Origin of the sequence: Lachnobacterium bovis, from assembly GCF_900111325.1 — a bacterium.
Lineage (GTDB): Bacteria > Bacillota > Clostridia > Lachnospirales > Lachnospiraceae > Roseburia > Roseburia bovis_A.
Genome location: NZ_FOGW01000005.1, coordinates 150,465 through 173,003, shown reverse-complemented (window position 1 = coordinate 173,003; position 22,539 = coordinate 150,465). Strand labels below are relative to the sequence as shown.

At 30.1% G+C, this 22,539-nt stretch carries 17 protein-coding genes; 15 read left to right on the top strand and 2 right to left on the bottom strand.

Annotated features, from left to right (window positions below):
- Positions 1–39 precede the first annotated feature (39 nt).
- The 10 genes from BMY79_RS02035 to BMY79_RS01990 all read left to right on the top strand — a co-directional run bounded on the left by BMY79_RS02035 (position 40) and on the right by BMY79_RS01990 (position 15,521).
- Positions 40–1,821, top strand: coding sequence for a Tle-like phospholipase domain-containing protein (locus BMY79_RS02035; RefSeq protein WP_074730352.1), 1,782 nt, complete (start codon positions 40–42; stop codon positions 1,819–1,821).
- Positions 1,822–2,001: 180 nt separating this feature from the next.
- Positions 2,002–3,456 (top strand): glycogen synthase GlgA, encoded by a 1,455-nt coding sequence (glgA, locus tag BMY79_RS02030; protein ID WP_027421763.1) that lies wholly within the window; start codon positions 2,002–2,004, stop codon positions 3,454–3,456.
- Positions 3,457–3,748: 292 nt separating this feature from the next.
- Complete coding sequence (locus BMY79_RS02025) at positions 3,749–5,185, top strand: alanine/glycine:cation symporter family protein (protein ID WP_022747858.1); 1,437 nt, start codon at positions 3,749–3,751, stop codon at positions 5,183–5,185.
- 134 nt (positions 5,186–5,319) lie between these two features.
- Positions 5,320–6,969, top strand: coding sequence for a GH1 family beta-glucosidase (locus tag BMY79_RS02020; protein ID WP_074730351.1), 1,650 nt, complete (start codon positions 5,320–5,322; stop codon positions 6,967–6,969).
- 135 nt (positions 6,970–7,104) lie between these two features.
- A complete protein-coding gene (locus tag BMY79_RS02015; protein ID WP_074730350.1) occupies positions 7,105–9,663 on the top strand; it encodes an FtsK/SpoIIIE family DNA translocase in 2,559 nt (852 codons plus the stop codon).
- Positions 9,664–9,729: 66 nt separating this feature from the next.
- A complete protein-coding gene (locus BMY79_RS02010; RefSeq protein ID WP_022747854.1) occupies positions 9,730–11,400 on the top strand; it encodes a formate--tetrahydrofolate ligase in 1,671 nt (556 codons plus the stop codon).
- 16 nt (positions 11,401–11,416) lie between these two features.
- The gene (gene folD / locus BMY79_RS02005) at positions 11,417–12,259 is read left to right on the top strand and encodes a bifunctional methylenetetrahydrofolate dehydrogenase/methenyltetrahydrofolate cyclohydrolase FolD (RefSeq protein ID WP_027421766.1); all 843 of its coding nucleotides are present in this window, start codon (positions 11,417–11,419) and stop codon (positions 12,257–12,259) included.
- Positions 12,260–12,275: 16 nt separating this feature from the next.
- The gene (locus tag BMY79_RS02000) at positions 12,276–13,421 is read left to right on the top strand and encodes a chitobiase/beta-hexosaminidase C-terminal domain-containing protein (protein ID WP_022747853.1); all 1,146 of its coding nucleotides are present in this window, start codon (positions 12,276–12,278) and stop codon (positions 13,419–13,421) included.
- A gap of 22 nt (positions 13,422–13,443) precedes the next feature.
- Positions 13,444–14,805 (top strand): TrkH family potassium uptake protein, encoded by a 1,362-nt coding sequence (locus BMY79_RS01995; protein WP_022747852.1) that lies wholly within the window; start codon positions 13,444–13,446, stop codon positions 14,803–14,805.
- Between the two features lie 71 nt (positions 14,806–14,876).
- Positions 14,877–15,521 (top strand): potassium channel family protein, encoded by a 645-nt coding sequence (locus BMY79_RS01990; protein WP_022747850.1) that lies wholly within the window; start codon positions 14,877–14,879, stop codon positions 15,519–15,521.
- Between the two features lie 85 nt (positions 15,522–15,606).
- Here BMY79_RS01990 and BMY79_RS01985 read toward each other — a convergent pair whose 3' ends face one another.
- Positions 15,607–17,268, bottom strand: a complete 1,662-nt coding sequence (locus BMY79_RS01985; RefSeq protein ID WP_029067410.1) for a SulP family inorganic anion transporter — start codon at positions 17,266–17,268, stop codon at positions 15,607–15,609.
- 53 nt (positions 17,269–17,321) lie between these two features.
- Positions 17,322–17,891, bottom strand: a complete 570-nt coding sequence (locus BMY79_RS01980) for a xanthine phosphoribosyltransferase (RefSeq protein ID WP_022747848.1) — start codon at positions 17,889–17,891, stop codon at positions 17,322–17,324.
- Between the two features lie 122 nt (positions 17,892–18,013).
- Here BMY79_RS01980 and rlmH point away from each other — a divergent pair, with 122 nt between their 5' ends.
- The 5 genes from rlmH to ybeY are packed head-to-tail and all read left to right on the top strand — an operon-like array spanning position 18,014 to position 22,539.
- A complete protein-coding gene (gene rlmH / locus BMY79_RS01975) occupies positions 18,014–18,496 on the top strand; it encodes a 23S rRNA (pseudouridine(1915)-N(3))-methyltransferase RlmH (RefSeq protein ID WP_022747846.1) in 483 nt (160 codons plus the stop codon).
- A gap of 29 nt (positions 18,497–18,525) precedes the next feature.
- Positions 18,526–19,830 (top strand): pyrimidine-nucleoside phosphorylase, encoded by a 1,305-nt coding sequence (locus BMY79_RS01970; protein WP_022747845.1) that lies wholly within the window; start codon positions 18,526–18,528, stop codon positions 19,828–19,830.
- Positions 19,830–20,840, top strand: a complete 1,011-nt coding sequence (locus BMY79_RS01965; RefSeq protein WP_022747844.1) for a PhoH family protein — start codon at positions 19,830–19,832, stop codon at positions 20,838–20,840. The genes BMY79_RS01970 and BMY79_RS01965 overlap by 1 nt, the downstream gene beginning before the upstream one ends.
- 29 nt (positions 20,841–20,869) lie before the next feature.
- Positions 20,870–22,045, top strand: coding sequence for a hypothetical protein (locus tag BMY79_RS01960; protein WP_022747843.1), 1,176 nt, complete (start codon positions 20,870–20,872; stop codon positions 22,043–22,045).
- On the top strand, positions 22,042–22,539 hold the full coding sequence (gene ybeY / locus BMY79_RS01955) for an rRNA maturation RNase YbeY (RefSeq protein ID WP_022747841.1): 498 nt from the start codon (positions 22,042–22,044) through the stop codon (positions 22,537–22,539). Before BMY79_RS01960 ends, ybeY begins: the two co-directional genes overlap by 4 nt.

Sequence of the window (22,539 nt, the reverse complement as noted above, 5' to 3'; positions counted from 1 at the left end):
GTTCACGTAAATTTGTGGACATACTCGAAGGGAGAAGTTATGAAAAAGAAAATCATATGTTCAGTACTAATGCTTTCTCTATGCCTTGGAGAAAGTAATGGATTAGTATATTCCAATTACAATCCATTAAATCTAACAAAAGTAGAGGCAAAACAAACTCAAACCCCCAAAAAAACACAAAATTATTCACTAGAGAATGATCAACTTAAATTTTTAAATGAATTCAATTCATTTTTGGTTGAGAATGAAAACTTAAAATCACTTAGTGGAAAAATGAAAAAAAGTTTAAAAAAGACTGAAAAAATGACTTATGTAATCCAAGACGATACTGGTATTTTACTTGACAAAGGAGATGTTATAACAAATAAGAAAAAATTTGTTATTAATAAACCGGCAATGACAATGGGTAAAAATATTCTAATATTAAAAAAGAATGATAAAGTCGAAACACAGATTGATTTTATTGCATCTCAAGGTACAAACATCGATAAGTTATTGATTGATAAAAATGATACTGATCATGATGGAGTTATTAATTACTTAGAGGATTATTATCATCTAAATAAGGCTAATGCTGACTCTGATCATGATGGAATTAGTGACTATACCGAATTGATGACAAATAATCTCGATCCACTTAAGGCAAAATCAAATGGTAAAACTTTTGATGGAGATTTAGACAGTGACAATGATGGAGTTAAAAATTCTGAAGAAATCAAAAGAGGAACAGAAATTGATAATAGTGATTTAGATAATACAGGTCATTTTTCAATAAATCCCTTAGAAGAAAACAAGATTTCCATTCGCAAAAAACAAAATAATATTGTAAAATTACAAAATGCAAATTCTCTAAACCCAAATGCAGACGAAGACAAAGATGGCTTAATTAATAGCCAAGATCCTCATCCTTTTGAGTGGGATGTTTGTGACAGAGATTTAGCAATATTTGCTGGATTAAGTTATGAAGATGGAAGTAATAAGATTGGTTCTATGTACAAAGCTTCAGATATAGGGCGCAGACCAGGTGAAGATGGAGAACGTGTTTATTTTTTAAATGCCGGAAGTATAAACTCAAATGGTATCGATAATGGTATTTCAACAGAGTGGCAAATCGTGGATTATGAGAATAAAGAAACGATGATTGATACAAAATTTAGTGCGACAACATTTAAAAATGGTAACAATGTTGTAATTGCATATAGAGGAACAGATGATGCTTACGGAGAATGGATTAATAATATTATTGGAGTAGGAATTTTTAATTACCATTCTGAAGAATCTGAAGCCAAAAAGTATGCATTACGAATTGCACAACAATATCCTAATGCAAATATTTATGTTACAGGACATTCACTTGGAGGATATTTGGCTCAAATTGGAACTGCAGAATTAGCTAAAAATAATATTGAAGTAAAAAAAGCTGCATATTTTAATGGTATTGGTTTAAAATATAATAAATTATTGTTTTGGACTAAAAATGAAGCAATGGATAAGTTGAAAAATTACGCAGCAAGACATGAATTAATTAGCTATGAAATAAAGGGAGATGTTGTATCTGCAATAGGTGTACATTGCGGCAAAATTATTACATTTTCACCTTCTAGAGATGCTATATTAAATAATAGGATAAAATATTCAGGAAAAAATAGTTCACAAACATTGTCGAATATATCCACAAATATATTAGGAGCATTATTTAAAGCGAATTTCAACCAGTATTATAAAGAATATCAATCATCCTCAATGGCTGAATATTTTCATTTAACACATGAAACAACAAGTTTTTACTATAATTTATTCCAAGGTAACAGAAAAGTATAGAAAAATTGTATTTTTTATGATAATTTCAAAAAAACAAAGAAAATTTATCATTTAAAGTGGAAATTGCAAACAAAATGGAGTATTATTATAGTGAGGGTTGTTTTGCTTTAATATAATGTTATATTTTAGTAAGATGCTTAACACTTTAAGTTATATAGAAAGAGGAGAGAGAGAGTGGGTATGAAAAAAATACTTTTTGCAGCATCTGAATGTGTGCCATTTATTAAAACAGGAGGATTAGCTGATGTTTGTGGCGCGCTACCAAAAGAATTTGACAAAGAAAACTGGGATATAAGGGTTGTAATACCAAATTACAGCTGTATTCCATGGGAGTATAGAAGTCAGTTTCAATATGTAACACATTTTTATATGAGTGCAGGTAATTATATTTGTGATAAGTATGTGGGCGTATTAAAGTATGAAATGGATGGGGTTACATACTATTTTATCGACAATGAAGAATTCTTCACTTGTCAGTCACCATATGGTGATATTCGTTTTGATATTGAAAAATTTGTATTTTTTGATAAGGCAGTTTTATCAATGTTACCATTAATTGATTTCCAACCAGACTTAATCCATTGTCATGATTGGGAAACAGGACTTATTCCTGTATATCTTAAAAATGAATTTATGGGTAATCCATTTTTCTGGGGAATTAAATCAATTATTACAATTCATAATCTTAAATTTCAAGGAGTTTGGGATACAAAGACCATGGCAAATTTAACAGGATTTGATAAATCATTATTTACTCCTGATAAATTAGAATTTAACAAGGATGCTAACATGTTAAAAGGTGGATTGGTTTATGCAGACTATATTACTACTGTTAGTGATTCATATGCCAATGAAATTCAGACAGAGTATTACGGTGAAGGTCTAAATGGATTACTTGCGGCAAGACATTTCGACATGCAAGGAATAGTTAATGGTATTGACTATAATGCATATAATCCTGCAACAGATCCTAAGATTTTTTCTAATTACGATGCAGAGTCATTTAGAAAGAAAAAGTCAATAAATAAGACAAAACTACAAGAAATGCTTGGACTTAAAGTTGATAAAAAGATGTATATGATAGGTCTTATTTCTCGTTTGACAGATCAAAAAGGACTCGATTTGATAAATTGTGTTATGGACAATCTTGTTGATGAATATACACAATTTGTAGTAATTGGAACAGGTCAAGGAGAATATGAGAACATGTTTAGACAATATGCATGGAAATATCCAGATCGTGTTTCTGCTAATATTTGTTATTCAGATGATTTAGCTCATAAATTGTATGCCGCTGCCGATGCATTCTTGATGCCATCTCGTTTTGAACCATGCGGTCTTACACAATTAATATCATTTAGATATGGAACAGTACCAATTGTTCGTGAAACAGGTGGTTTAAAAGATACAGTTCAACCTTTTAATGAATATGATAACGTGGGTGATGGATTCTCATTTGCTAACTACAACGCACATGAGATGCTTGGAATTGTTAATTATTCTAAACATATATATTATGATAGAAAACGTCAGTGGAATCAAATGGTTGACAGAGGAATGGCTAAAGATTTCTCTTGGAATGCATCAAAATTCAGATATGAAGGTTTGTATAATTATTTAATTGGTGACAGATAAAATTTCTAAAATATAATACAAAATGTTACTATAAAAATAAATTTGACGTTAAATTTATTTATTATAAGGCAATAGATTTTAACTAGTACGTATTAGTTAAAGTTTATTGCCTTTTTTGTTTTATTAAATATATTTATAAGTAAAATTAATAAATAACTTATTTAAATCCTATTGACTTATTAGTTAACTGCGATTATGCTTAATATGTACGTGCTAGAAATAAAGTTGTATGTCTGAGACGGACACGTAATAGAATAAAAAACTATAGATAGAAAAGGAGTTATAATATAAAATGCTAAATACAATAAATCGCGTTTTGGAAGAAATTGACAATTTTGTTTGGGGACCCCCATTAATGGTTCTAATACTTGCGGGAGGAATTTTTTTAACTTTTAGACTTTATTTGTTACAAATTAGAAAATTACCATTAGCCTTAAAATGGATGATAAAAAATGAAGAGGGGGGAAATGGCGAAATTACCTCTTTTGGTGCTTTATGTACCGCACTTTCTGCTACTATTGGTACAGGAAATATTGTAGGTGTTGCTACAGCTGTAGGTACAGGAGGACCAGGTGCTTTATTTTGGATGTTAGTTGCAGCTTTCTTTGGAATGGCTACTAAGTATGCTGAAGGATTACTTGCAATTAAATATCGAGTTGTTGATGATAAAGGTCATGTACTTGGTGGTCCATTTTATTATATTGAAAGAGGAATGGGAATAAAATTTAGATGGTTAGCAAAAATCTTCGCATTTTTTGGAGTATGTGTAGGTTTGTTTGGAATTGGTACATTTAGCCAGGTAAACGGTATTTCATCAGCTGTAAAAAATGTATTTGATCCACTAGATAAACATACATTGAGTCTTCCTATAATTGGAAATTATTCTATAGCAATTATTATTTCATCGTTAATTTTATCAATTGCAGTAGCTCTTGTCTTGATAGGGGGAATTAAAAGAATTTCTCAAGTTAGTCAAATAATAGTTCCTTTTATGGCTATAATCTATGTAGTATTTGTGTTTGTTTTAATCGTTTCAAATATAACACAGGTTCCACAAGCAATTTTAACTATTTGCAAAGGCGCATTTAATCCTAAAGCTGTTACAGGTGGCGCAGTCGGAACTATTTTTGTTTGTATTCAAAAAGGAGTTGCAAGAGGTATTTTTTCTAATGAAGCTGGTCTTGGTAGCGCACCTATAGCTGCTGCGGCTGCTCAAACAAAAGAGCCCGTACGTCAAGGCTTAGTTAGTATGACTGGAACTTTTATTGATACTATTATAATTTGTACTATGACTGGTCTATCCATTGTAATTACAGGGGCATATAAAGTTCCAAAATTAGAAGGAGTTCAAGTGACAACTTATGCGTTTCAAAAAGGCTTACCATTTGGAAATAATATTTCAAGTCTTATTTTAATGATTTGCTTAGTATTCTTTGCGTTTACAACAATTTTAGGATGGAATTATTATAGTGAAAGATGTTTAGAATATCTTGTAAAAGAAAAAAATATTAATACAAAAAAAACAATTCAGATTTTTAGATGGTTATATATTTTAGCAGTATTTATAGGACCATATATGACGGTAAGTGCTGTGTGGACTGTCGCTGATATATTTAATGGATTAATGGCTATTCCAAATATGATTGCTATTTTTGCTTTAAGCAAAGTCGTAGTAACTGAAACTAAGAAAGCATTTGCAAAAATGGTAGAAGTAAATAGTGAAACTTAATAATAAGGCTTTTTATTTGATGGAAAAGTGTATATAATAATATGTAAAGATAAAGCTATATTCAGTTATTTATTGAAAATTGAATGTAGCTTTAATATTTATTTATAATGCTTTGGGTTTAAGGAGGAAATACGTTGTTAAGAAATGATTTTGTATGGGGTGTTGCGACAAGTTCATACCAAATAGAAGGAAAAGATGAAAAAATTCCACAAGGAGAATGTGTTTGGGATACTTTTATAAAAAAAGAAGGAACTATTTTTGGTGGACATAATGCAGATGTAGCATGTGATGAATTGCATAAATATAAAAGAGATATTCCTATGATGGCTAATTTGGGAATTAAAGCATACAGATTTTCATTGAATTGGGCAAGAATTATACCAGATGGAACTGGAAAAATAAATCAGGAAGGCATTAACTATTATAGAGAGGTATTGGAATTATTAAACAAATATAATATAACTCCATATATAACTTTATTTCATTGGGAATATCCTCAAGCTTTATTCGATAAAGGCGGTTGGCTTAATCCAGATTGTGTTGAATGGTTTGGAGAATATGCAAAAGTTGTAGCAGAAAATTTCAGCGATTTATGTACTAATTTTTTCACAATTAATGAACCACAATGTGTAATAAATTTGGGGCACTCCCTTGGAATTCATGCGCCTGGTGTTAAAATGCCTATAAGAGAAACGCTTCAAATGGCACATAATTTGTTAAAAAGCCATGGATTAGCTGTAAAAAATCTTAGAAAATATTCAAAAAAAGAAATTAAAATTGGATATGCACCTACTTGTGGAGTTGCTTATCCTTCAACAGATGATCCTAAGGATATAGAAGCTGCACGAAAAGTTTATTTTGGCTTCGAAAATGATATTGATAATTGGGGATGGAATGTATCGTGGTTTTTAGACCCAGTTGTATTAGGGGAATATCCTAAAGAGGGATTAGAAAAATTTAAAAATTATCTTCCTAAAATCAGTCCTGAGCAAATGAAAAAAGACTTAGAATTAGTTAATCAGCCACTTGATTTTATTGGTCAAAACATATATAACGGATATGAAATTAAGGCTTTAACAAATAGCAAAAATAATTCATATTACGAGAGAGTAGAAAGATACCCAGGTTTTCCAAAAACAAGTATTCAATGGCCTATTACGCCGCGTGCATTTTATTATGGTATTAAATTTTTGTCAGAAAAATACAAATTACCACTATATATTACAGAAAATGGAATGGCTTGTCATGATAGTATTTCTGCTGACGGAAAAGTACATGATCCAAATAGAATCACTTTTTTAGATTCATATATAAGTGCGATGCAGCAAGCATCAGATGATGGTGCTGATGTTAGAGGCTATTTCTTATGGTCAATTTTAGATAATTTTGAATGGGCAAATGGTTTTGATGAACGATTTGGTATTGTTTATGTTGATTATAGGAATCAAAAAAGAATTATCAAAGATTCTGCTTTTTGGTATAAAAATGTTATAGAATCGAATGGTAAATGTTTGAGTATAAATGATAAATCAAACGAAATTATTGTAGAAGATGTAAGTGAAACAAATGATTATATGAGTCTATCAGAAAATGAGACAATAAAATTTAACACAATCTATATTAATGATAATATAGATTGTATAAAAGAAGGATTAACTTTTATTGTATATGAAGGAAATGCAATATTAAATAGTAGCGTTTTGTACAAAGGCGCAAAAGTATCAGTTCCTAAGGGATTGACTGATATATGTTTGCTTGGTGAATGCGATATAAAAATTATATAATTTTTTATTTATAATTTATACTTATAAGAAAGATGAAAGTTTTGCGCTTTCATCTTTTTTAATGACAAAATCAGTTAAATATGTTATATTTAGTGAGTGTAAAAAAGGAAGTTGATTCCTAGTAGGAGGTTAGTCATGGCAACAAAGAAGGCAACATCTTCTAACAATAAAAGAAAACGTGGTCGACCTTCAAAGGCAGAACTTCAAAAACGAATAGAAAAGAATGATCTTTTTTATAAAGAAGTATATCTTTGGGGGATAATCGCAGTTTCGGCGTTATTATTCATAAGTAATTTTCATATTGGCGGTATAGTTGGAGAAATAATTAGTGATTTTTTCTTTGGCATGTTTGGCCTTATTGCATATATTTTCCCAATATTATTATTAATTGGTAGTTTTTTTGTTGTATCTAATAGAGGAAATACAACTGCGAAAATCAAATTAATCGGCTCTATAATATTTATTATTATGGTGTGTTTGTTTATGACTCTGCTTTTTAATGGAGATTCGTTAAAATCACCATATGAAGCCTATAAATATGGAACAATTTATAGATTAGGTGGTGGATTAATTGGTGGAATATTAGAATGTGTTTTATGTCCGGCTTTTGGCTTAATAGGTGCATATATAATTGATTTTATAATGATTATTATTTCACTTATTTTTATTACGGGTAAGTCTGTAATGAAAAAATTTAAAAAAAGCGGAAAGAAAGTTTATGAATCGGCAAAAAATACTAGTATAAAATACCAAGAGTTTAGACAAGAGCAAAAGGAGCTTTCAAAACTTAGAAGTGATAACAAAGTTAAAGGTGTAAGTATGAATACGTTGCTTAAACCTTTTTCTAAAGAAAATAACGATTTAGATGAAACCTTCAATCTTAAAAACGCTTCAAGTGATGAATTAGAAGAGGTAAAAATGGGTAATTTACCTGAAGTTATAAGTAAGGTTCAGTCAGAAGTAGAGGCTGTTTTTCCAGCTGATCCTCAAAAAGCTGATTTAATCTTAGATGATAATCTTGTTATACAAGGTGATTTTGCTAGTGTTTCATCAAAAAATAATGAACCAGATACTAATTCTTATGATAATGAAAAAAAGAATATTTTTTCATCATCAAAAGCTGATTTATCTAATAATAACAATGAACAAATTTTCAATAATATGTCTAGTGTCTTAAGTGGAAAAGATACAGGACTTGATAAAATAGATGTATCTGAAAATTCTAAAAAAGAATATAGATTTCCACCTATTGATTTGCTTAAAAAAAACAAAACTAAAAAGAATTCTAACAATGAATCTTCTCTTAGAGAGACTGCAGCATTGTTACAATTGACATTAAAAAATTTTGGAGTTGACGTTACAGTTACGAATATTAGTTGTGGACCAAGTGTAACAAGATATGAAGTACAACCAGAAATGGGTGTAAAAGTTAGCAAAATTGTTAATCTTGCAGATGATATAAAATTAAATTTGGCTGCATCTGACATTAGAATAGAAGCTCCTATTCCTGGCAAAGCAGCTGTAGGTATAGAAGTACCTAATAAAGAAAATCAAATGGTTTCATTTAGGGAACTAATTGAATCAAAAGAGTTTTCTGAAGCAGAGTCTATGCTTAGTTTTGCAGTTGGTAAAGATATTGCCGGAAAAACTAAAGTTGCAGATATTTCAAAAATGCCACATGTTTTGATAGCAGGCGCGACTGGTTCAGGTAAGTCAGTTTGTATTAATACCATTATTATGAGTATTTTATATAAAGCCAAACCAGATGATGTTAAATTAATTATGATTGATCCTAAGGTTGTAGAACTTAGTGTTTATAATGGTTTGCCACATTTATTAATTCCAGTTGTTACAGATCCTAAAAAGGCATCTGGCGCACTGAATTGGGCTGTTGCAGAAATGACAGAACGTTACAATAAATTTGCAGAGACTGGAGTTAGAGAAATTAGAGGTTATAATCGTTTTGTCGAAAAACAAAAGAAAAAATCTCAGGATTGTATATATGAAAAAATGCCACAAATCGTTATTATTGTTGATGAGCTTGCTGATTTAATGATGGTTGCATCTAATGATGTAGAAGAAGCAATTTGTAGATTGGCACAACTTGCGCGTGCTGCAGGAATACATTTAGTAATTGCTACACAAAGGCCATCAGTTAACGTTATAACAGGTTTGATTAAAGCTAATATGCCAAGTAGAATAGCTTTTTCAGTTACATCAGGTGTAGATTCAAGAACTATACTTGATATGAATGGTGCTGAAAAATTGTTAGGAAAAGGTGATATGTTGTTTTATCCGCAAGGCATTCCAAAACCACTTCGTGTTCAGGGGGCTTTTGTCTCTGATGAAGAAGTTCAAAATGTAGTAGAGTTTCTTACAGATGAAAATGGTACTGCGGAATATAGTCAAGACATTCAAGATAAAGTTCAATCACATGATGGGTCAAATTCATCTAGTTCAAATGGTAATTCAGATGATAGAGATTCATATTTTATGGACGCTGCAGATATTGTTATGGATAAGGAAAAAGCATCCATTGGAATGTTACAAAGATATCTTAAAATTGGATTCAATCGAGCAGCAAGAATTATGGATCAATTAGAGGAGGCAGGAATTGTAGGTCCTGAAGAAGGAACTAAGCCAAGAAAGATTATTATTTCAAAAGAAGAATATCTTTCTTTAAAGAATCATTAGTATATAACTATTCCTTTTGAATAGTTATGAATATATAGTTTATAGATATATGGAGGAATTGGCACAATGAGAAGCGACATTGAAATTGCACAACAAACTGAAATGTTACCTATTAAGGAGGTTGCACAACAATTAAATATTTCTGAAGACGATTTAGAATTATATGGTAAATATAAAGCTAAACTTTCAGATGAATTGATGTCTAAAATTGAAAATAATAAAGACGGAAAATTAATTCTTGTTACAGCCATTAATCCTACTCCTGCGGGAGAAGGAAAAACAACTACAAGTGTTGGACTTGGTCAGGCATTTGGAAAATTAGGAAAAAAAGCAGTTATAGCTTTACGAGAACCTTCTTTAGGTCCATGTTTTGGAATAAAAGGTGGAGCTGCAGGTGGCGGATATGCTCAAGTAGTTCCAATGGAAGATTTGAATTTGCATTTTACAGGAGATTTTCATGCAATAACATCTGCAAATAATCTTTTGGCTGCCTTGTTAGATAATCATATACAACAAGGTAATGAACTTGGTATTGATCCACGACAAATTGTATGGAAAAGATGCTTAGATATGAATGATAGATCTTTAAGAAACGTTGTTGTTGGATTAGGTAGAAAAGCAGATGGTATGGTTAGAGAAGATCATTTTGTTATCAGTGTTGCTTCAGAGATAATGGCTATTTTTTGCTTAGCTAAAGATATTCATGATTTAAAACGTAGATTAAGTAAAATTATTGTTGCATATACATTTGATGGTAAACCAGTTACTGCTGAAGATTTAAATGCAACTGGTTCAATGGCAGCATTATTAAAAGATGCAATTAAACCAAACTTAATTCAAACTTTAGAGCATACACCAGTAATTGTTCATGGTGGACCTTTTGCTAATATTGCTCATGGTTGTAATTCTGTTAGAGCAACTAAATGTGCACTTAAATTAGCAGATTATGTAATTACAGAAGCTGGATTTGGTGCAGACCTAGGTGCAGAAAAATTCTTTGATATTAAATGTCGTATGTCTGGTTTAAAACCAGATGCAGTTGTATTAGTTGCAACAATTCGCGCATTGAAATATAATGGTGGTGTTGCTAAAGATGATTTAGTTCATGAAGATCTTGATGCTCTTAAACGAGGAATAGTTAACCTAGAAAAACATATAGAAAATTTACAACAATTCAAAGTTCCTGTTGTTGTTACATTAAATTCATTTGTAACTGATACAGAAAAAGAAACAGAATTTGTTAAGAATTTCTGCGAAGAAAGAGGTTGTGATTTCGCACTTTCTGAAGTTTGGGAAAAAGGTGGCGAAGGTGGAATTAATCTCGCTAACAAAGTACTTAATACTTTAGAAAATAAAGAAAGTAACTTTGAAGTTTTATATGATGATGAATTATCATTAAAAGACAAAATACAAACTATTGCACAAAAAATTTACGGTGCTAAAGATGTAACATATTCTGCAGCTGCCGAAAGAGAACTTAAAAAAATTACAGAATTAGGATTCGGTAATATGCCTGTATGTATGGCAAAAACTCAATATTCATTATCTGATGACCCTAAAAAATTAGGACGACCTACAGGATTTACAATGAATGTACGAGAAGTATATGTTTCTGCTGGTGCTGGCTTTGTTGTTGTTTTAAATGGTGCAGTTATGACTATGCCAGGATTACCTAAAAAACCAGCTGCTAATAATATAGATGTAGATGATAATGGAGTTATTACTGGATTATTCTAATAGAGAGGATGATATCGTGGCTCAATTAATCGATGGAAAGAAAATTTCAACTGAAATAAAAGAAGCACTCAAATTAGAAGTTGCACAATTAAAGGAAAAAGGAACTGATTGCGTACTTGCAGTTATACAAGTTGGAGAAGATCCAGCATCAAAAGTATATGTAAGAAACAAAAAAAGAGCTTGTGAATTTATAGGAATTGAATCAATTTCATATGAATTACCTGAAGAAACAACACAAGAAGAGCTATTGCAAATAATTGATAAATTAAATGCAGATTCAAAAGTAAAGGGCATTTTATGTCAATTACCTTTACCAAAACACATTAATGAAGATACTGTTATTAAACGTATTTCACCACAGAAAGATGTAGATGGTTTTCATCCAGAAAATGTAGGTGCATTAGTAATTGGACAAAAAGGCTTTGTTTCATGTACACCATTTGGTATTATTCAACTACTAAAAAAAAGCAATATCGAAATAGATGGAAAGCAATGTGTTATAGTTGGAAGAAGCAATATTGTTGGAAAGCCTATGGCTTTACTTATGCTTAGAGAAAATGCCACAGTAACGGTTTGTCATTCACACACAAAAAATCTTAAAGAAATTACTAAAACAGCAGATATTTTAATTGTTGCTATTGGAAAGCCTAAATTTATTAATCACGAATATGTTAAAGATGGTGCAGTTGTTATTGATGTGGGAATTCATCGCCAAGAAAATAACAAATTATGTGGAGATGTAGATTTTGACAGTGTTTTACCAAAGGTAAGTGCTATCACTCCTGTCCCAGGTGGTGTTGGTCCAATGACAATTGCGATGCTTATGCATAATTGTGTTGAAGGTTCAAAAAATTATTAGGAGATGTGTGAAATTTATGAAATGCAAAAAATGTGGAAATGATCTTCAAGATGGGACTATTTATTGTCCTAAGTGTGGTAAAGAAGTTCAAATCGTTCCAGACTATAATGAATTTGATGAAGAATATTTAAAAAATCTTATAATGCAAGAACAAATAAATGATTCTTTTGTTGAGAATGACCGCATTAGTTCAGATGAAATTTCAATTTATCCTGGTAATAAAAAAGGGCGAATTATTATTTTAGGAGGTATGATTACTGCTATAGTTTTGGCTATAGCAGTAGTTGTTTATACCTCAATTACTAATTATCATTTAAATTCTTACGATTATCAAATTTCAAAGGGTAAGGAAGCAGTAAAAGAGAAAAATTATGATTTAGCGATTAAATATTATAATAAAGCTGCAGAAATTAATAAAACGAAAGCATATCCGCTATATGAATTAGGTAAAATATATGAAAAACAGAATGAATATGCAACGGCGGAAGATATGTATAAAAAATCAATTGAATTAAACAATAAATATGTATCTGCGTATAAACATATTATAAAATTATATGAAAAAAATGAAGAACTTAATAAAATTGTTGAATTATCCAAGAGTGTAAATAATTCGAAGATAAAAGCTTTATTCAGTGAATATATAGCAATTGAACCAAGCTTTAATTCAGATACAGAAGTTTTTTATAATAAAATTAATTTACAATTGAGCATTGCAAACAAAACCGATGTTGTTTACTATACAATAGATGGAAAAGATCCAACAAAAGATGGTATAGTTTACAATGATAAAGATGGTATTGTAATAAGAACACCTGGAACATATTATATTAAGGCTGTTTCAAAGAATAAAAAAGGCATTTATTCGCAAATTGTGGGGAAAAGTTGTAAATTAGTTTTATTAAAACCGGATCAACCTGTTGTTTCACCTAGTTCTGGTAGCTATGGTGCACCAACATATATTACAATTTCTGTACCAGATGGATGTGAAGCTTATTATACATGGGATGGACAAGTACCGACACGTAATTCAGAAAAATATACAAATCCAATACTTGTTCCAGAAGGAAATAATGTTTTAAATGTTATTTCAGTTGATATAAAAACAGGAAGGGTAAGTGATACATATAGCGCTTATTATGAATATTATGCTCAAGAATAAAACAATTTAGCTAGGAGGAATCATGAAAAAGACATTAAAAAGCGCGCAAATTATTCCAATAGGATTTGCTGTTTTTATAGTATTAGGAACATTATTTTTGATGTTACCTATATCTACTAGAACATCATATACAACATCATGGATTGACGCTTTATTCACTGCTACAACATCAATTTGTGTTACAGGATTAGTAACAGTTGATACATATGCACAATGGACTATATTTGGTAAAATTGTAATTTTAATACTAATACAAGTCGGAGGATTAGGAGTTGTATCTATTTTAACTATGATGTTAATTTGCTTAAATCAAAAAATCACAATCAAGGAAAGAGTTTTGATTAGAGATTCGTTTAATTTAGACACAATTGATGGATTAGTTAAATTTCTATTAAAAGTAGTAAAAGGAATTGCGGTTGTAGAATTTATTGGAATTATTTTCTACTCATTCATACTGATTCCAGAATATGGAATTATAAGAGGATTATCGTATTCTATATTTAATTCCGTGTCTGCTTTTTGTAATGCCGGTATGGATATTATGGGACCTAACAGTTTAGAAAATTATAATTCAAATCCATTATTTCTTGTAAATACAATGATGTTGATTGTAATTGGTGGTTTAGGATACATTGTATGGTTTGATATTATTGATGTTTTTAAAATCTCTTTAAAAAAGAGACGTAATATTAAGTTCTTTTTAAAAACACTATCTGAACATACAAAGTTGGTTTTAGTATTAACTATTGGTTTGATTTTCTTTGGAGCGTTATATATTTTTATAATGGAATACAATAATCCAAACACAATAGGTAATATGAATTTATCAGATAAAATATTAAATTGTTTTTTTCAATCAATAACGTTTAGAACGGCAGGCTTTTCAACATTTTCACAAAAAGGTTTAACTGGTTTATCTGGATTTATGGGATGTATCCTTATGTTTATAGGTGGTTCCCCAATGGGAACAGCTGGTGGAATAAAAACAGTTACGATATTTGTAGTTATATTATCTACAATCGATTTTATTAGAAATAAAAAAGATATTACTATTTTTAAGAGAACTGTAAATAATGAATTGGTAAGAAAATCTGTTGCAATTATTGTATTCAATTTTTTTGTTACGATTTTTTTGGCAATATTACTTTGTAAAACAAATAATCTTGATATATTAGATGGTATGTATGAGACTTTTAGTGCAACTGCTACAGTAGGTTTGTCTAGAAATGTTACAGCATCCCTTAATGATGTTGGTAAGATAATAATTATTTTATCAATGTATTTAGGAAGAGTAGGCCCTATATCGTTAGGATTATTTTTTATTACATCAAATTACAATAAAAATTATATTAAATTTGCAGATGGTAAATTTTTAGCCGGATAGTTGTTAGATATTTATAATTTTTATGAGATAATGTTTATATAGTAATTTATTATAAAGGAGTATATATTTTTATGAGTAAATCAGTAGCTGTCCTAGGTATGGGACAATTTGGAAGATATATTACTGAAGAATTATGTGAAAGTGGTGCAGAAGTAGTTATAGCTGATAATAATGAAGAAATTATTAATCAATACGCTGACATGGTTAGCATTGCAATAGTAGCTGAATTAAGTGATCCAGATGCAATAAGTAACATTGGATTATCAAACATGGATGTTGTCGTTGTATCCATGGGTGATAATCTTGAATCTAGTATAATGTGTGTTATGGTTGCAAAAGAGGAAGGCGTTAAAAGAGTATTAGCAAAGGCTTCTTCTGAAAGAATGGCTAATATTCTTAAAAAAGTAGGGGCAGATGAAATTATCTTTGCTGAAAAAGAGAGTGCTAAAAGTAATGCTCGTAAAATAATGTCATCTAATTTTCTTGAATTTTTTGAAATTAGTAAAAATGTTTGTGTTGTTAGTCTAAGACCTAAAAAAGAATGGATAGGAAAAAGTCTAAAAGAATTACGTTTACGTGAGAAACATAAAATTAACGTCATAACTATGAAAAAAAATAATAGAATAATGTCGTATTTAAGTCCAGAAGAGATTATCTATGAAGATACAGAATTGTATATTCTAGCTGATGTTAATCGATTAAAGAAATTAAAATGAGATTAATTTAGTATAATAAAGACCATACTATGTTCTTTTAATATCTAATTTGATATTTGAACTTTGTATGGCCTTTTTTTAAATATTAATAATTATTCTGCTTACCAATTTCTTCTGCGCGTTTTAAAGCTGCATCAATATTAGGTCTGAAGTTTTCAGAACCAATTCTTTCAATAAATTTATTTTTCTCCATTGTTTTCATAGGCTGTTCATTAACATGAGAGAAAATCAATTGAACATTAGCTAATTTACATTGTTTATATAACTTTTCTAAACCTTGCATAGCTGTTGCATCTATAGCTGGAACTCCACGCATACGGATAATAAGAATTTTTGTGTATTCTTTTAATTCAATTAGTTCGATTAACTCACTATCACCAAAGAACATTGGTCCAATAATTTCATACACACGAACATAATCTGGAACGTATTTTTTATCAGTGGCATCAGGATCATTTTCAGGATCAATGTATTCCCAGCCAAGAATGCTAGCTTCATCACTCATTCGTTTCATAAATAATAAGCAAGCAAAAATCATACCAACTTCAATAGCAACTACTAAATCAAAGACAATAGTTAAAACAAATGTTGTACATAATACGATAATATCACTCTTTGATGATGTTTTGCATAAATGTACAAATGTACGCCATTGACACATATTATATGCAACTAAAAATAATATGGCAGCAATAGTAGGCATTGGAATAAGTTTTGCATATGGCATAAGTACAATCAATACAAGTAAAAGCGTAATTGAATGAACAATACCTGCAATTGGTGTCTTTCCACCATTCTTAATATTAGCGGCAGTACGAGCAATTGCACCAGTCGCTGGTATACCACCGAATAATACTGACCCAATATTACCAATACCTTGAGCCACTAATTCAGTATTAGATCTATGTCTTGAATTAATCATTCCATCAGCAACAACACATGATAAAAGTGATTCTATTGCAGCAAGAATAGCAATAGTAAAACCGTCAGAAGCTGCGGCTTGAATTCCACCTATAGTTATAGAAGGAACGTGGAATTTTGGTAATCCTCCATGAATAGAATATAAATCTCCAATAGTGAAAACATGTAATTTAAATACTTTAACTAAAACAATTCCTACAATAACAGCGATGATTGAACCAGGAATTTTTTCGCTAATCTTTGGCCAAACGATTAAAATGATTAAACTAATAACACCTATAATAATGGCATTTACATTAAAAGTTGAAACTGATTTTGAAAGTGCAACAAGCTTTTCTGTTGAACTAATAGCAACTGTGCCTTTAGGATATATTGCACCCATAAAATCCTTTAATTGACCAATTAAAATAGTTACAGCAATACCAGCTGTAAAACCTGTAGTAATAGTGTATGGTATAAATTTAATTAATGATCCTAATCTAAGGATTCCCATTAAAATAAGAATTATACCTGCGATAATAGTGGCCATTATAAGACCATTCATTCCTCTATTTGCTACAATTCCTGCAACAATAGTAGCAAAAGCAGCTGTTGGACCTGCAATCTGAACACTGCTGCCACCAAAAAATGAAATTAAAAATCCAGCAACTACGGCTGTGTAAATACCTTCCTCTGGACCTACTCCAGATGCTAGTGCCAATGCAATCGATAAAGGAAGTGCTATAATAGCAACAATAATTCCTGATATTAAATCTTTTGCAAATTGTTGTCCAGTATAGTTCTTTAAATCAGTGAACAACATGGGTTTTAATTTTTCTTTTTGCATTACTGTTAAACCTCTTTTTTCTGTTCCCTAAAAAGGTGTAAAAAATAAAATTATTAATCGAAAACAATAGTTTTATCTTTTAAAGATTTAATTTTCACTAAAGAGACAACATCAATTCCTTGTTCATTTAATTTCTTTTCTCCCGGTTGAAATTCTTTATTGATTAAGACGCCAACTCCGGCAACAGTTGCATGTGCTTTATGGAATAATCTAATAGCTCCAATTGCAGCCTCGCCGTCAGCTAGGAAATCATCAATAAGTAAAATATGATCATTTTCTGATATATATTTTTGTGAAACTGTTAATTCATAATTTTTCTGGTGAGTAAAAGAGTAAACTTCAGTTTGATATAAGTTACTATTAAGATATCTAGATGGTTCCTTTTTTAAAATAATAAGAGGAACATCAAGCTCTTTAGCAGTCATTAAAGCTGGAGCAATTCCAGAACTCTCGATAGTAGCAACTTTTGTGATTTTTCTATCTTTAAATTGTTCAGCAAATTTCTTGCCTACTTTTTCCATTAAAGTAGGATCAACTTGATGATTAATGAAACTATCTACTTTAATAATTTCTTCATTTACTACCTCTCCTTGGGTTAGTATTAATTTTTGTAATTCCTCCATTAAAAACACCTCCATAATCAAAATAAACTCTCCTAAAAATATTATAACATATTTTGGGATAAGTATGGAAAACAAAATCGTAAATACTTTACGAAAAAGCTAAAAAATATTATAATAAACGTATGAAAGTATCAATAATATGTGTAGGAAAAGTAAAAGAAAAATTTTATCGGGATGCGATAGCAGAGTACTCAAAAAGACTTAGTAGGTATATTAAGTTAGAAGTTTTAGAAGTCGCTGATGAAAAAACAAAAGAACAGTGTACCGAAAACGAGATAAATATTGTTAAAGATATAGAAGGAGAAAGAATTTTAAATGCAATGAAGGACACTAGTGCCTATGTTATTTGTCTCGCTATAGAAGGTAAACAGTTAGATTCAGTTGAGTTATCAAAAAAAATCGAACGTCTTGGAATTCAAGGAACAAGTCATATCTATTTTGTTATTGGAGGATCGCTTGGTCTATCTGATAAAGTTCTTAAAAAAGCCAATTATTTGTTGAGTTTTTCAAATATGACTTTTCCACATCAATTAATGAGGGTGATTCTATTAGAACAAGTATATAGAAGTTATAGAATCATGAATAATGAACCTTATCATAAATAAAAAACTTATTTTTACTAGGAGGAATTACCATGAGAATGTATGACATTATCATGAAAAAAAAATTAAATGAAGAACTTACAACAGAGGAAATAAACTTCTTTGTTGAAAATTATACAAATGGAAGTATACCAGATTATCAGGCATCAGCTTTGTTAATGGCAATTTGTTTTAATGGAATGTCAAAAAAAGAAACACTAGATTTGACATTAGCTATGAGAGATAGTGGTGATGTACTTGATTTGAGTTATATTGACGGTATTAAAGTTGATAAACATAGTACAGGTGGAGTTGGCGATAAAACATCTCTTGTTTTAACACCTCTTGTTGCAAGTTTAGGTGTTCCTGTTGCTAAGATGTCAGGTCGTGGATTAGGGCATACTGGTGGAACAATTGATAAATTAGAATCATTTCCAGGATTTACAACTGGCATTTCAGATGAATTATTTAAAAAGAATGTTCAAGCTATAGGTATTGCCATTGCTGGACAAACTGCAAATTTAGCACCTGCAGATAAAAAGCTATACGCGTTAAGAGATGTAACGGCAACTGTGAATCAAATTTCTTTAATTGCAAGTTCAATTATGAGCAAAAAATTAGCATCTGGTAGTGATGCTATCGTACTTGATGTAAAAACAGGGGATGGAGCATTTATGAAAACACTAGAAGATTCACAAAATCTTGCTAAAGAAATGGTTTCTATTGGTAAATTAGCTAAAAAATATACAGTTGCAGTTATTACTGATATGAATCAACCATTGGGTAAAGCCGTTGGTAATATTGTTGAGGTTAAAGAAGCTATCGATACACTAAACGGTAATGGCCCAGAAGATTTCAAGGCAGTTGTTTATGAATTAGGTGCACAAATGCTTATTGCTGCACAAAAGGCTTCTACAAAAGATGAAGCTTTTAATTTAATGGATGAAGCTATAAAAAATAAATCAGCACTTAATAAATTTGCTGAATTTGTTAAGGCTCAAGGTGGAGATGAATCATACGTATATAATCCTTCTAAATTCGATAATACAAAATATACAATTGAGGTTGTTGCAAATAAAGCTGGATATGTAAAAAATATTTTTGCTGAAAATATTGGTAATGCTTGTATGACATTAGGTGGCGGTCGTGAAACTAAAGATAGCGTGATTGATTTAGCTGTAGGAATCATCTTAAATAATAAAATTGGAGATTATGTACAAGAAGGTGAAACATTAGCTACAATTTATGCTAATGATATGGATAAAGCAAATAAAGCGCGTACAATGATATTTGACTCATATGAAATTGTAGATCAAGAAATAGTAGCACCAAGCGTTATTAAAGGAGTAATTGATTAATGAATATGACAGAAAAAACAATGACAATTGAAGCTGAACATTTATCAAATATTTTTGGACAGTTCGATTCTAACATAAAAAAAATCGAAAAAACATTAGGAGTAACAGTCATTGTTAGAGAAAATTTAGTAAAATTTATAGGAAATGATAATGCTTGTAAGAGTGCACAAGAAGTTTTCACACAATTATATGAATTATCAAAGCGTGGCAATGAAATCACGGAACAAACTGTAAACTACGAATTATCATTAATATTAGAAAAGCAAGATCCATCAGCTATTGTTACACTAGATGGTGATATAATTTGTCATACAATACAAGGAAAACCTGTAAAGCCTAAAACATTAGGTCAAAAAAAGTATGTTGATTCTATTCGTAAAAATATGATTACATTTGGAATTGGACCAGCTGGTACAGGTAAAACTTATCTAGCAATGGCAATGGCGATTACGGCATTTAAAAATGAAGAAGTAAGTAGGATAATTTTAACTAGACCTGCTATAGAAGCTGGTGAAAAATTAGGATTTTTACCTGGAGATTTACAAAGTAAAATTGATCCATATTTAAGGCCATTATATGATGCATTATATCAAATAATGGGAGCTGATAGTTTTTTAAAGAATCAGGAAAAAGGATTAATTGAAGTCGCTCCACTTGCATATATGAGAGGTCGAACTTTAGACAATGCGTTTATTATTTTAGATGAAGCACAAAATACAACACCTGCACAGATGAAAATGTTCTTAACAAGAATAGGTTTTGGCTCAAAAGTAGTTATTACTGGTGATGGTAGTCAAAAGGACTTAGCTCCAAATACTCAATCTGGTTTAGATGTTGCATTAAAAGTTTTATCTAACGTTGATGAGATTGGTAAATGTCAATTAACTGCAAACGATGTTGTTAGACATCCTCTAGTTCAAAAAATTGTTAAAGCATATGAAAAATATGAAGAAAAAATTGAAAAAAATAAGAAGAGAAAAGCAGTAGTTAAGAAAAGAATTAATCGTTAAAATAAAAAAATAAAAAAGGGTTGGGGAAAATGATAGAGAAGGTAACACCTTATAGAGCAATTCCAATGGCAATAATTATGGTGGTTATTTTTGCAACAAGTTTATCGTTAGGTTTTTACGAAAAAATGCAAATTGGCGAATATATTATGCTTTTGATTTTGGATATGATTTTTTTAGGCTTGTTTTTTTATGAGTTAGAATACAAAAGAATTCATAAAGAATTATATAATTACACGCAATGTAGCTTTATTAATGTATCTTTGGGGGTATGTTTTACATCAATTGTCGTAGTTATATGTGTATTTTTGCCTGAATTTTTAAAGCCAATGATACTTATACCTGTTGTAATGTGTGCATTTTCAACAGATATATTAGCTATTATTTTTGGAGCATATTCTGCTATACTAATTACATTATTGACTAATATAAGTAAAGAGGAACTTATAGCGTCAGTGCTTGTAATATTATTTGCGGCAATAATAGTGAACAGCTTTTCAAATGAAAATGAATATATTTGGAGCTGTTTGACGATGTTTTTTTTAAATTGTATAATAAATATATTGTTTTATTTTAAAAGGAATAGTATTGTATCAAAAGAATATTTTATATGCATTATTGCACAAAGTGTTTTTATTTGTTTATTTACACTTGTATTCTATAAAAAAGTGTATCATAATACCATAAGTGAGGAAAAAAATAAATACGATGAAATCTTAGATGAAAATTATCATGAGATATTAAGTATTAAAGCTTTTTCGCCTAAAGAATATAATCATGCAATAAGAGTATCAGATTTATCATACAGATGTGCTAAGAAATTAGGCTATGATACTACTTTGTGCGCTGCAGCTGGTTTTTATTATAGAATGTGTAAATGGGATGAAGAACAAGGTATTAATAAGGCAATTGAGAAAGCAAAATATCAATGTTTTCCAGAAGCAGTTATTAAAATAATTTCTGAATATAATGGAGAAATTAATTTGCCTTCTTCAAAAGAATCTGCTCTAATTAACATGACAGATACATTAGTTAGTAAAATAGAACAGTTAAAAAGCACACAAAATAATGTTGCGGATATCAATATTTTCATTTATCAGACATTAAATGAATTTTCAATATCTAATAAACTTGATGCTTCTGGTATGAGTATGCATCAATTTCTTTTGGTTAGAGACTACTTAGTGAAGGAGGGACTTAAAAAATGATATTTGAACTAGAAGAAATGTGTGAGATTCCTTTTGAATTTGATTATTCAGAGCTTGCACAAAAAGTTATTAAAGGCTGTCTTGAATATATTAATTTTCCATTTGAAGCAGAAGTTAATTTAACATTAACGAATAATGAAGAAATACATAAAATAAATTTGGAACATAGAGAAATTGATAGACCAACTGACGTTTTATCTTTTCCAATGCTTGATTATGAAAAGCCAGGTGATTTTTCCTTCTTAGAGGAAGGCAATTTTGATGCATATGATTATGATACAGATGCAGTTATTCTTGGCGATATTGTGATTTCATATGAGAAAGTTCTTGAGCAAGCTAATGAGTACGGTCATAGTATTCAAAGAGAATTTGCTTTTTTGATTTGTCACAGTATGCTTCATTTGTTTGGATATGATCATATGGAAGATGAAGAGCGAAAAGAAATGGAACGTCAACAACGCATAATAATGGAAAAACTAAATATACTTCGATAA